This is a genomic window from Shewanella sp. VK101 (assembly GCF_056497865.1).
Genome location: NZ_JBSSWS010000002.1, coordinates 39536 through 51538, shown reverse-complemented (window position 1 = coordinate 51538; position 12003 = coordinate 39536). Strand labels below are relative to the sequence as shown.

Below are 12003 nucleotides of genomic sequence, written 5' to 3'. Positions count from 1 at the left end.
ATGTGGTCATCAATCGTAGTGCTATAAGGAATGTACTTTGAAGGTGGCCCTATCTTTTTCTCTCATTGCCATAACCATCTTATTGTGTGCCTGCAAATTTACACTGGCAGTGCCTACTCAAGAATATTCTTGCTTACGCGCTAGTTACTTTCTCGTTGATAAAACATCTGTAACACCGGAGAGAGAAAGCTTGATTGCTTTTTACCTGCCGGTAGATACCCCATATTTCCGCAAGAATACCCGCTGGATTAAGAAGGTAGTTGGCATCCCTGGTGATGATGTCACTGTCACTGTCGATGCGGTTTATGTCAATGGTATGGAATATCGCAACAACATGAACACGTTGTTGATGAAGGTAGGGATGAAGCCTGATCAAGTGACAAAGGATCTCAAGTTGGAAGATGGCCAATATTTTGTCATTGGCGAAACACCACTCTCTTATGACTCGCGATTCTGGGGGGTGATTGGAATGGAGAACATGATTGGAGATGCCTATGCGATCTTATAAGCGCTGGTTGCTCTTAGGTACTGTATTGACAGCTTCACTCTACTTGGCTCCAACCGTAGTAGCAGAAGAAATAATGACGTCAGAAGCTGCTATTAAAATGGCCAAAGAGAAGGGGTGGCTTGAAGGGCTGGATTTGAGTGGTTCGCAAAAGGCCTCTAGCAAAGATGTGCAAGAGTTCTTAGATCATGCCCAGACTCAGATCAAAGAATTAACGGTGAATGCGGTGAAGCCGCAAGGTGAGAAGGCTCGACCAGACGCGATTACATTCATGTTTGTTAGTCTCTCGATGCCGAGAGCATCAGTGATCGATGCGTTTAAAAACGCGGCTGGCCGAGGGGCCACCGTCTACATAAACGGGATGTTTGAAGGTGACAAGAACATCATGGAGACCATGGCGCGACTTCATGTTATGACCAAGGATCTCGTGCTGCAGCCAACAGTAAAATTCGGCCCTACCTGGTTCAAGAAATACAACATTCAACGAGTACCAGCGTTAGTTTATGACAATGGTCGTTATCAAGTGAAGATGTCGGGTATGACTCAGATGAGCTTCTTCGAAGAGAAGCTTTCTACCGTAAAGCAAGAGAAAGATTTTGGCGCCTATGGTGCGACCTTCCCCGTAAAAGAGATCTCCCTGATTGAGCAGTTACGCAAGCGTATGGCTCAAATTGACTGGCACCAAAAAGCCTCTAATGCAACAAAAAACTATTGGAAGAACCGGCCGCAACACAATTTAGAGCCTGCCATTAAAGATAACGTTTTCTATATAGATCCTACCATCAGTGTGAAGAAAGATATTGTGAACCGCCGCGGCGTAGTGTTAGCCAAAGCGGGTACCAGAGTAAACCCGTTCCAAGCTATGCCAAATGCATACCTAGGTCTATATATCGTCGATGCCACAGACCCCAGGCAGCTGAAATGGCTCGATAAGATGGTAGGGAATTTTGACTATAGGGACCAAATAATCATAAGCCGCCTTGACCCAGAAAAAGGATGGGACAGCCTCAACGAACTTCGCAAACGATATATGCGCGATATTTATGTGCTTGAACAAGAACTTATAAACAAATTTGCACTCAGGGCCCTACCGTCAACTGTGAGCGTTGAACAAGCACACATAAAGGTCAACGAGTATTACCTAGGGGATCAGCAATGAAACTATTTTATGCCGTGCTTGGCGTAGTGGCCGGGATTTATATTAGCTCTGAATACCCCGACGTAGCTGTAGAAATATTTAATAGCTTTATCAATTTCTCTCAGTGGTTATGGCAAGCAATTTCCTCGATGATCCAAGGGGGCTAGTTTGAAAAAGTTTATTCCAGCCGTGTTAATGGTGTATGCCTTGGCCTCGAGTCATTTGGCTATGGCCGCCGACTCCACAAGTAACATCTGCAAAAGCGCGGACATCTGGACCAAGATCATCGATCAAGTATGTTGGAGCTGCTTCACCGAAGGTTTTTCCTTGGTGGGAATAGGGAATAAGCCCGAAGGGGCTTCGGGTAACAATCCGCTTTGTACTTGTACTGACAATTTAGGTGTGCCATTTGCAGGTACAAAGCTATCATATTTTGCCCCTCTGCGCCTTATCGAAACAGTCAAGCTACCTTGGTGTTCTCCATCTCTAGGTGGTATCACTCTTCAAGATGACTATGCCGGCATGGGAAAGGTGACAAAGAAAAATAGGGAAGGGTTTTGGCACACGCATTATTTCGCATTCCCGCTAATGGAGATGCTGGAGGTGATGTATATCGACTGTCACCAAGACGGATATGTCGATCTCGATTTGATGTACATCACTGAGGTGGACCCGACTTGGAACAATGACATTCTGGCGTTAATGCTTTCTCCCGAAGCCATATTGTTTGCTACTCCGTTGGCCCAACCCTGGTGCGCGTCAGATTGTTCTTTGGTTTCTGCTGATAAGGCGCCTGAGTCTACTTTTGGTTGCGCCGGTTGCGATGGTCATCTTTATCCATTCACAGGACGGGTAAGAGGCCAATCAGATACCGTGGCTCAGACTAGCCTTGTCGCTCAGCGAATGATCAGCTCACTGCATCGCAAAGGGCTTTCAAAGAAAACCATGGGTGAGGATAGCGTTTGTAAGTCGCAATACGCAGCATTCACTCCCCGCTCTCAATATAAATTCAGCATGATATACCCAATGGCCGAAGCTGATGATACCAATCCGAATCAGGGCTGTTGCCACCCTCTTGGACAGTCTACCAATCTTTGGTGTTTACCTGTTGGCGGGAGGATGCGGCCAGGTCAAGAAGATGCGGTGTATATGCTTTGGCAATACAAAGAATGCTGTTTGACTCTGGGCTCTTGATTAAGAGGGAATTTGTATGTTGATGCAGGGGCATTTTCGAATTTTTTGCGTCTACTTTTCGTCGGTCTGTATGCTCGGCGGCGGTCTGCATTGGGCATTCTTCTTTACCTTAGCGGGGGCGATCGCACCATTCGATGTCTATGCAGTTGATGAAATAAATAAGCAGCTAAATCAGAAATTTGATCTAGGCACTGCCAAGAACGTTGATGGCACCGATATCTACGACAAGATGATGGATACCGCCAATAAAGCGGTATCTGGCAGCGATTTAGAGCTTGAAATACTGAGCCGGCCTGCTAAACCTGCAAATGATGTTGACTTGTCGGCATACCCTCAAATTGACTTTGAAGATGTCTACAAAAGCACGATGGCCACAGGCTTGCCGGAAGGTGGAAAGCCTAAGGCGCCAACTATGAGCAATGGAACTGACATCGATGCTCAATACTACGAAAAGGGTGGGGTTACCTTTTCAAAGGATGAAAACGGGAATTTGATGACAACGCTAGTCCCTGACAGTGAAAGGGGGGCTAAGATTTCCTCAATAAAGGGCAGCGAGGTTTTTACCAATCAGCAAGAGCGTGATGATGAAGAATTCAACGCGCCGGCAAACTATGGGGATGAAGATGCGTATCTTGAAGATTTGAAGACGCAGTATGGAAAAACCGGTTCAGGTAAAACGATGTCTTCAGAGGCTTACCGCGCAATTTTGAAAGGTGTAGAACTAAATCCAGCCCCCAAAATCAAGTCAAACTCATATTTCTTTGAACAAACCAATAAGTCGATCAGTGATGCTCAACATGGCAATGGGATTTGGTCTCAGTCGTGTGTTGATGAAACGACAACGACAACGGAGAAAAAGCAGATCCCAGTATGGGAGCAATTTATATGTGCTCAGCCAAATCACCAAAATACAAATTTTTGCGAAGTAACTCGAACGTTGGAGGTGAACCCAAATTATATAGAAAATCTGACTCCACAGTATATTGAAAAATATACTCAATACCCTGAAGGGTGTGCGGATAAAGTTGGCTGGAAACCGATTTGCCCGGATGAAGAATGCAAGCTTACAGTGCTGAAAAGCGATACAGATGGACCACTGCTTTTAGCGGAATCGCAAAATCGTATTAAAGCAGGATTGCTTGATTCGTTACGTTATCTTGATAGCCCTGCTCAATACAGCTCGGCGCCAACCACTGCTACTGTTAAGATTAATCATTGGGGGGGAGGGACAACAGGACTGCCAAGATTTAAACCAGTAGTAGGATACTTACATATTGTTGATGACCAGGAGTGGGTAGTCTTAAGTTGTGAGCGAACAGATTATGAATACTCCACATGCGTTGTCGAAAAACTTGATAGCTTATGTGATGTAGAAGAAGGCGTACCTTTTATACACGACACTGGATTCATTTCTCCTAAAAGTGAAATTGACTCAATAAGGTATGCCGGTCTATATGGGATCACATATGTGATTGTTAAAGATGGATTACAGTACGAACTTTCGAATTGCCAATCTCAAGGAACAATACCATTAGGCTCAGTTTTTCGTTGTACAGCAACACCCAGAAAGTCAGAGACATGTAAAAGCGATATCTGCCCAGTTGTACCAGCGTGCACAAACTACGTGCCAAGCCACGAAGTTAATCCGTTTTGCACTTTTGATGAGTGGGAAGTTATTGATCAAGGCACAAACAACTTACCTCAAGAAGTCATTAGCCGCCTTGCTAGAATGTTTGAGGGCGATCCAAATCCTGTAAAGTTGTATGACTCCAATGAAGATGGCACTAGTGGGTACCGTGTAGGCACATGGAAAATTAACGCTAAGGGATATAGCTGCGACCCACTTAAAGGGAGTAAATACTGCGCCTCTGTTTTTAATGAATCGACAGAAGAGTTTGAAGAAAAATGTTTCACATATGAAGAACTACAACAGAGTGGAGGATCTTGCCAGGAGTACAAAAATAACCCTAAGTGCGAAAAAACCGGATCAAGTTGTGTTGAGGGCTGGCTCGATGAGTCCTCAGGAGTTTGCTATATGTACAGCGATGACTATCGTTGTGATGTCTCTAACCCTATTGAAATAACTTCTACTAAAACGACCAACGTATGCAGCTCAATGTTGCCCTGCATGGGTAATGATTGCTCATACGGAGAAGAAGAAAGCAACAACCAATTCGAAAAAGCGATGGTGTTGGGCTCTATAGCGCAGCAAGTTGATGACGATGCCACTTGTGCCGATGCGGATCCAAATACCTGTGAAATATTCCCCGGTGAGTATGAGTATTGTTCATGGGAAGTAAGCGGTTTGGGAAACAACTGTTGTGAGGCTCCTTCGGGGATTGATTATCTTGCAATGGCCTCAATGGGCTACAAGATGATGCAGAGTGAAGCTTTTAAGAAGGTGTCCTCAACCCTCTCTGGAGGTGTCACTGACCAGATGGCTGACAAGATAGGGGGTATGTATAGCGACTTTTCCACCATGTTAGTTGACGGTTGGAATGCTGGGGCAAGTGCAATAGTAGACTTTACCAGTTCAGTGATGGGTGATCCTGAATTTATGCAAGGTGCCGTAGATGCAATTCAGATTGGTGGTGAAACGGCCGCTGAAGGGGTCGTAGACACATTGATGCATCAAATGCAGCAGCAATTATACAACTTTTTAAATGACCTCTTACCGGATGCCCTTGCCGATATGATATTCCAAGAGGCAACAGACAAAATGATAAGCGAAGGTGCTGCTCAAGCGGGAGATCTGGTGTTAGGGGAAATGGCCTCTACGATCATGAGCATTATAAGCTTTGTCGGCCTGATTTATACCATCTATAACGTTGTTAAAATATTAGCAAACTTGCTTACTCAGTGTGATGAGAATGAGCAAGATATGGGAGTAAAAATTGCTCAAAAGCAATGTTTTAAAGTGGGGAATAAATATTGCGCCAAGGATGTTTTGGGGGTTTGCTATTTGCGCCGCCAGGATTGGTGTTGTTACTCATCGATGTTGTCGCGGATCATTGCCGATCAGGGCTCAAAGCAAATAGGCAAGGATATGGCCGAATGCCCCGGCTTTACAATCGAGGAGTTTGGTCGAATTGATTTTGATCTATTGGATTTGTCCGAATGGCTCTCAACTATGTATGAGGCCGATATTCTATCGACTACCGGCTATGACATTGAACGGTTAACAGGTTCGGGTCGTATGATAGGTAATTTGAGCTGTGAAGGGAGCGATGATCCTGATTGCCAAGAAATGAATAGAAAAACCGCCGATGAGAGAGCTACTGAGCAATTTAGCGGGGATGTTAGCGGAATCTCTAATCAGCTAAAAGATAATTTCGAGCCAGATCAAATAGATTGCTCTGTGTACCCAAGACCAATGATTTGCGAGTTGAGAAATTAGAACAAGTAAGGAGGCTCGCTTATGAGCAAACCTCCAATTGTTCTGCTTTTATTTAGATGCACCGTAACTTTTATTTATCCATGGGTCTATATTCATTATCTGCTCAATGGACAACGAAGTCCCTTGACCTGATTTAGAGGAAGGCTTGATGAAAGGGTAAATTTTTTGGCTGTTAGATACATACGGGAACTTTGTTCTAGCTCTAATTACAGGTGCAAAAACATAGTATTTCTTGTCTAAATCGAGAGACAGAGAAGTGCCAGTATAAAATCTTTCGTAACCAATGACTGCAAAATGTCCTGTCTCTCCATGAGGGGTTACTGTTGCATAACGAAGTAGTTTCGGTGGCACATAATGAATGAAATCACATGTTATATTTTTAGACAATCCAACAATTGTTCGATCGAGTTCACACTGATGTCCCTTAAAAGTTAGCGTTGTTTTGCCTTCTTCAAAGGATTTACCGATGAAAGTTAAATCGCGAGTCGTTACTGCTGCTGTGATTAGTTCTTTCTCGATGGCATCAAAAACACCCTGCACATCTGCACCTTGAGAAATAGGGTAATAAACGATGCCGTAATAGGTATGGAGAGGCTTATTTCCTTGGTTAGTGCCAAGCATACTTAAAAAGGCACCGCCGAGACCTCCACCAAATGCAGCACCTATAATGCCGTCAGCGGCATAATCTAATGATGTGGAAGATGTGTCACTGTTCTCTGGCCGTGTGGCATCACGCAGGCCATTGTGAAAGCCTAGAGAGCCGTCAATGACATTCATGGCGAAGCTCATATCATCATCATAAACGAAGTCTTTTTTGCTTTGGGGTTGATATGGATCAGATGTTGAAGCGCAACCAGCAAAAAGGGTTGTGGCGGCAAGTAACGGTAGAAAAATTTTTAATGATAAGTGGTTCATAGTTGTCAGGTTCCTATCGGTTTCGATGTAACCAGAATACCACTAGGCAACATTCTCGCCACTGAAGGAAAATAGCAAATTTACAAATATGAGAAGTAACTACAAATGAGCCTGAGTGAAGAACAAGCCGGTGCAGCTGAGAGTATCGTGGAGCACAATCTCGTCGTAGCATTACCTGGCGCCGGCAAGACTCATACAATGATGTCATTTATCGAAAACTTGGTTAATTATGCGCTTAATCGGGTCATTGCTCTCACATTTACAGCTGCAGCCGCGGCCGAGATGAAAGCTAGGCTTGGAAGAAAGCTGCCAGTATCCAAGCGAAAGCAAGTTTATGTCTCCACTTTCCATGCCTTGATCAATAAGCAAGCACAACGCCATCCCGATTATAAAGGCAGAAAATTATTGAGTGGCCAAGAGGCTGCTCGCACCGAAACATATCTACTTCGTCAGTACCTAACACTGAACAAGTACGACCCTAGCTTGAAGATCAAGTATAAATGCTCGCTAAGCAATTCTAGGAAGTGCCCCACGCTATTGAGCGTTTGCCGTCGAGTGCTCCATGCCATAACAGCTACCGCTCCAACCGATTGTGTGGATTGGTGTCTGCATGAATTGGGGGAGCTCAATGATGTGCTCGATTTTGAGCAGAAGTTTGCAGACCTTTATGAGTTTTATTCAGACGGATTAGCTGGGATGAAAGTTTGGCCAATGGATGTCATGTGCTATGAGGTAACCAAAGGTCTGTTGGAAGGGGAAATAGAGCCAATAAATTGCACTCATTTGATTGTCGATGAGTACCAGGATACTGATCCGGTTCAATACTGCTGGATTCGCTGCCACGGTATCGGCGGAGCTAAGATCACGGTCGTTGGTGATGATGACCAGTCCATTTACTCATTCAGGGGGGCTATGGGCTATCAGGGAATGACTCGATTCCAAGATGACTTTGACGTGCGGCTTCACACGTTAACGAAATGCTTTCGTTGTAGTAGAGATATTCTGACTCTCGCAGGTGAGATGATCGCTTTCAACGACGACAGGTTAGACAAGCCTATGAACACTCAATCGACTGAATATGGCACCATTATTCATGGGGGCTTTCCTAGTGACGAAGAATATCTCGAGAAAATAAAAGAGCTGATAGATACTCATCGATGTGGAACCAGAGCAATTCTGGCTAGGACTAATCAAGAGCTAGACGAGATAGAGGGTTACCTTTCCACGCATGACATACGTACTCAGCGGCTGAACGGATCGTCAGTTTGGGATAGTGATGTATTGAAACTCTATCTAGCAATTCTACTAACGATTTTAGACCCGAAATCAAATAGGCACCTCTTGAACTGCTTGGTTTTCACTCACGAACACCAGTCCATGATCAATAAGCTACAAATTGAATTAAATGGGCTTGGGTTAGCGCATTACCAGGGGGACCGAAATGGATTCAACAGTGAAACTCTAACTTTATTCATGTTCTGCGACAATGCAAGCTATCTTGCTCATACCAAAGACTGCGACAAAATAGATAACTTAATTGACGAGATTGAGCAAAATTTTAATGTACCTGATAAGTCGGCTGGTCTGATTAAGAAGTTACTCACGATGACACCTGGATTAACTCTTCTACAGCGGTTATGGGAAATAGAGAAGCTTACTCGCAAGCGTAAAAGCAAAGAAGTTGAGGACAACTTAGTCACTCTGACTAGCTTTCATGGTTCAAAAGGTCTTGAGTGGGATTTGGTGATTGTTGTGGGTCTGGATGATGACCATATCCCGCATAAAATGCCGAATCAGGCGGTGACAAATGTTGAAGAAGAACGACGACTACTGTATGTGGCTATGACAAGAGCTAAAAGCAATTTGGCCCTGTTATGGCGTATTGAACCGACCGAATTTATTGTATCTGCGCTAGATAGTATTCAAGAAAGTGATAGTGACATGTATGAGCGAATAACTGCTACAGAAATGTCTGCGACCTAATGAGCATCGCTGCTATTAGCTGTATTAGCTACAGGCAGATGGTGGAGATGACCGTTTCCGTGAACGCGACGCACGACAACAATCAGGGGCTATCCGTCCCTGTTTTTTTGCGCTACTATCTCAATTTAATGGCGAATACTGGAGCTAAATAATTGCCAAAGGCGGTAGTAGTAGAAGATCCCCAGTTGGCCCATGCGGTTAAAGTGGCGCGGGTATCGAGTGCCGAGAACGGCACCAGGGACGCTGCTTTGCTGTTGTGCCTGTTTGGTACTGGGCTTAAACCCGGCGAAGTTGCCGGGCTCCAAGTTGCTGACTACCTCAATGCTGACGGCTCTGTAAAGGTTGATAGTACACTGAGGGCCGATATAGCCTTTAACAGCCGCGAGCGACCATTGCACTGGGTCAACACCAGGTTGATAGCGGCCATAGACGAACATCTGGCCGAGCGTGTTCGGCTTGGCCATGGGATGACTAATCGCCCAGCGGCATACCGTGGGCTTGATCCTCAGTCTGGCTTGTTTGTTTCTGGCCGGACAGGTGAGTCGTTGAAGCTCACCAGGATAGAGTCTGATGGAGTCGTGACATACCGGGCCGAGCAGGTATCGGCACTGATCAGCAAGTTGTTTAAGCAGGCTGGCATCGAGGGGGCCAGTGCCCAGTCAGGCCGTAGAACCATGGCAGTAAAACTCAAACGTAGCGGCATAGACGAACGGCATATAGGTGATATCCTGGGCATGACCAGCCTCAAGGCCATACGGGCTCTGTGTGAGACAGAACCAGTAAGGCTCGGAGATCTAATAAAAATATTGATTTAGTAAAAATGACCAATGATAAATTTTACGTAATGGAGGCAATACATGGTACCAGAGTTTGACGCTTACCAAAGCGGCTGGGGAAGCGAACTTCTTTGCCCAAATTGTGGATTCAATTATCTGCATCATGAACATGTTGAAATATTCGAGAGGGGAGAAGATCAGAGGCAAGGCGTGCATGTAACGGTCGCTGATGGCAAAGCCACTTTCGATACCTCATTGGATGGCAACCCAAGCTCACGCCGTCATGGTTTGCTGGTACGCTTTTGGTGTGAAGGCTGCAAAGCAAAACCCGTTCTTACAATCTCGCAGCACAAAGGCAATACTGTCGTGGACTTTATCCATTCAGGGGAAGTTGAAGAATAGGTTGCCAATTCAATTACTTCTTTTTCAGGGAATGCCCCAGAATGAAAACCGAATTATTAGACGCGCTCTTAAATGCTGGGTTCGCAATGCGAATTTGGGATGATCGTTATTCGAAGGGCATTTGGGTGTGCATTGCCCTGTATAGCCGTGATTTGGAGGAAGTCGAGGATGTTTCTGATGCGGGGGATCTGGATATGATACCCGCGACGGATTATCTGTTGTCTACCGATTGGCTCCCCATTGTCCTGGGAGACACCTTGCTTGATGGTTTAGATAAGCTTGAACAGCGGCTGGCGACTTTGCCACGAGAAGAGCTGGCTAGAAGTAGTAAGTGGACAAATGCCGTCTGTGAGGCGCTGGAACACCTTAGACAAGTCTCCAATACGAGCAGGGACTATGGCTACATGGACGGCCGTTTTCGCACTTTGTCTAACGACTATTCGCAGGTTTGGGCTGTCCAGTAAGAAAGTCCAATCGTGGCTTCTTTAAAATAGTCATAGCCAGACTCTACCGGATGTAGTCGTCATTTTTCTTGGCCACGGCAAGGTCAGCTTGGACGCTGACCGTTCGATAGTCGTTAGCAGAACTGACGCCATTGACAAAGCCATCCACCAAAAGCCGGAGAAGGATCGCTAATGTGTGGCAGATTAAACGTTATAGCCGATCCGTTGTGCCAGTGGGTAAGCCATACATTGGGGCTTGAGTTCCACACCAAGGACAACCCGGACTTGCGACCCACTCAGCATGTGGCCACCATTGCCAGCCACCAAGGTCGGCTGCAACAACTTGACACCACCTGGGGCATCAAGCCGGCTTGGGCCAAGCAAATACTCATTAATGCCCAGGCCGAAACCGTAACTGAAAAACCAACCTTCAAGAGAGCCTTTGCCACCAATCGTTGCTTGATCCCATGCTCCGGATGGTACGAATGGCGCCAGGAGGATCCTGGCAAAGTGCGCTATTTGTTTAGTGCAGAAGACCGTCAACCGCTGCTTATGGCCGGGATATATTACCCCAGCGAGTTAACTGGTGAAGCGTCTCAACTGGTGACCCTAACCACAGCACCTACACCTCAGTGTGCCGAGTATCATAACCGCATGCCTCTACTGATCCCGCTTGATGCTGTACGCTATTGGTTCAACAGTGAACCGGGGCAGTTGGATGCTCTGTTACATGCCACAGCAAAGCAGTTGCTAATCCGTAGCAGCTGACAATACTCCAAAGCTGACAGGAATCGATTGCGAACATGGGATCAAAAGCTACAGCTGACTGATCTTCAAGGATCTCTCTATCAACCTTGCCATTCTGCCAACCACAAAAAAGTTTCCAATTTGGAAATATAGTGCTATAGTATCCAAAACGGAAACCGGAATAACGCCAGTGCATGTACTCTCTCGAAAACCATTTAATGATGCTGCCAGACACTACCCAAATCAGCGAGAAGCGCTAGTTAGCGCCTACCAGACATTGAGGGCCGGCGAGTTCAGAACGCCAAATGAACTCAAGCAAGTGTTCCCAAGTTTGGATAACTTCAAGTATCGAGATAAATGGTGGGTAATAGACATTGGAGGCAATCATCTGAGGCTTATTGCCTTTATTGAATTCCGGGACAACCGAATGTATGTCAAACATATAGTGCCACACGCAGAATATGATGATCTAACTGACAGGTACAGGCGAAATAAGGAGTAAA

General features: G+C 45.5%; 11 protein-coding genes. 10 read left to right on the top strand and 1 reads right to left on the bottom strand.

The genetic code is table 11. The features are described from left to right. Positions 1–43 precede the first annotated feature (43 nt). The 4 genes from lepB (at position 44) to traN (ending at position 6234) form a co-directional block, all read left to right on the top strand. Positions 44–508 carry a signal peptidase I gene (gene lepB, locus ACSHSR_RS22320; RefSeq protein ID WP_240647771.1) on the top strand — a complete coding sequence of 155 codons (465 nt, stop codon included), beginning with the start codon at positions 44–46 and terminating at the stop codon, positions 506–508. Beyond that, the gene (locus tag ACSHSR_RS22315; protein ID WP_164489353.1) at positions 495–1664 is read left to right on the top strand and encodes a TrbC family F-type conjugative pilus assembly protein; all 1170 of its coding nucleotides are present in this window, start codon (positions 495–497) and stop codon (positions 1662–1664) included. The genes lepB and ACSHSR_RS22315 overlap by 14 nt, the downstream gene beginning before the upstream one ends. 147 nt (positions 1665–1811) lie before the next feature. After that, entirely contained in the window at positions 1812–2837 is a 1026-nt protein-coding gene (locus ACSHSR_RS22310) for a TraU family protein (RefSeq protein WP_123115326.1), read from the top strand. Positions 2838–2853: 16 nt separating this feature from the next. Continuing rightward, positions 2854–6234 carry a conjugal transfer protein TraN gene (gene traN / locus ACSHSR_RS22305; protein ID WP_123115325.1) on the top strand — a complete coding sequence of 1127 codons (3381 nt, stop codon included), beginning with the start codon at positions 2854–2856 and terminating at the stop codon, positions 6232–6234. A 48-nt stretch (positions 6235–6282) separates the two neighbouring features. Here the strand turns inward: traN and ACSHSR_RS22300 are convergent, their stop codons facing one another. Beyond that, a complete protein-coding gene (locus ACSHSR_RS22300) occupies positions 6283–7149 on the bottom strand; it encodes a hypothetical protein (protein ID WP_218558520.1) in 867 nt (288 codons plus the stop codon). 105 nt (positions 7150–7254) lie between these two features. Between ACSHSR_RS22300 and ACSHSR_RS22295 the strand changes: the two genes are divergently transcribed. The 6 genes from ACSHSR_RS22295 (at position 7255) to ACSHSR_RS22270 (ending at position 12002) form a co-directional block, all read left to right on the top strand. Then, positions 7255–9132: a UvrD-helicase domain-containing protein gene (locus ACSHSR_RS22295; RefSeq protein ID WP_086903395.1), complete on the top strand. Its 1878-nt coding sequence runs from the start codon at positions 7255–7257 to the stop codon at positions 9130–9132. Positions 9133–9284: 152 nt separating this feature from the next. Then, complete coding sequence (locus tag ACSHSR_RS22290) at positions 9285–9947, top strand: site-specific integrase (RefSeq protein WP_123115323.1); 663 nt, start codon at positions 9285–9287, stop codon at positions 9945–9947. A gap of 42 nt (positions 9948–9989) precedes the next feature. Next, positions 9990–10310, top strand: a complete 321-nt coding sequence (locus ACSHSR_RS22285; protein WP_123115322.1) for a hypothetical protein — start codon at positions 9990–9992, stop codon at positions 10308–10310. 41 nt (positions 10311–10351) lie between these two features. Continuing rightward, on the top strand, positions 10352–10774 hold the full coding sequence (locus ACSHSR_RS22280) for a hypothetical protein (protein ID WP_086904555.1): 423 nt from the start codon (positions 10352–10354) through the stop codon (positions 10772–10774). A gap of 171 nt (positions 10775–10945) precedes the next feature. Next, on the top strand, positions 10946–11521 hold the full coding sequence (locus tag ACSHSR_RS22275) for an SOS response-associated peptidase (protein ID WP_086904556.1): 576 nt from the start codon (positions 10946–10948) through the stop codon (positions 11519–11521). Positions 11522–11690: 169 nt separating this feature from the next. Continuing rightward, the gene (locus tag ACSHSR_RS22270; protein WP_086904557.1) at positions 11691–12002 is read left to right on the top strand and encodes a type II toxin-antitoxin system HigB family toxin; all 312 of its coding nucleotides are present in this window, start codon (positions 11691–11693) and stop codon (positions 12000–12002) included. Position 12003: the final 1 nt, after the last annotated feature.

What these genes read in the sequence shown, in the direction of transcription:
- ACSHSR_RS22315 (WP_164489353.1), top strand. Translation starts at nt 495, where the DNA reads ATGCGATCTTATAAGCGCTGGTTGCTCTTAGGTACTGTATTGACAGCT.
- traN (WP_123115325.1), top strand. Translation starts at nt 2,854, where the DNA reads ATGTTGATGCAGGGGCATTTTCGAATTTTTTGCGTCTACTTTTCGTCG.
- ACSHSR_RS22300 (WP_218558520.1), bottom strand. Translation starts at nt 7,149, where the DNA reads ATGAACCACTTATCATTAAAAATTTTTCTACCGTTACTTGCCGCCACA.
- ACSHSR_RS22295 (WP_086903395.1), top strand. Translation starts at nt 7,255, where the DNA reads ATGAGCCTGAGTGAAGAACAAGCCGGTGCAGCTGAGAGTATCGTGGAG.
- ACSHSR_RS22285 (WP_123115322.1), top strand. Translation starts at nt 9,990, where the DNA reads ATGGTACCAGAGTTTGACGCTTACCAAAGCGGCTGGGGAAGCGAACTT.
- ACSHSR_RS22280 (WP_086904555.1), top strand. Translation starts at nt 10,352, where the DNA reads ATGAAAACCGAATTATTAGACGCGCTCTTAAATGCTGGGTTCGCAATG.
- ACSHSR_RS22275 (WP_086904556.1), top strand. Translation starts at nt 10,946, where the DNA reads ATGTGTGGCAGATTAAACGTTATAGCCGATCCGTTGTGCCAGTGGGTA.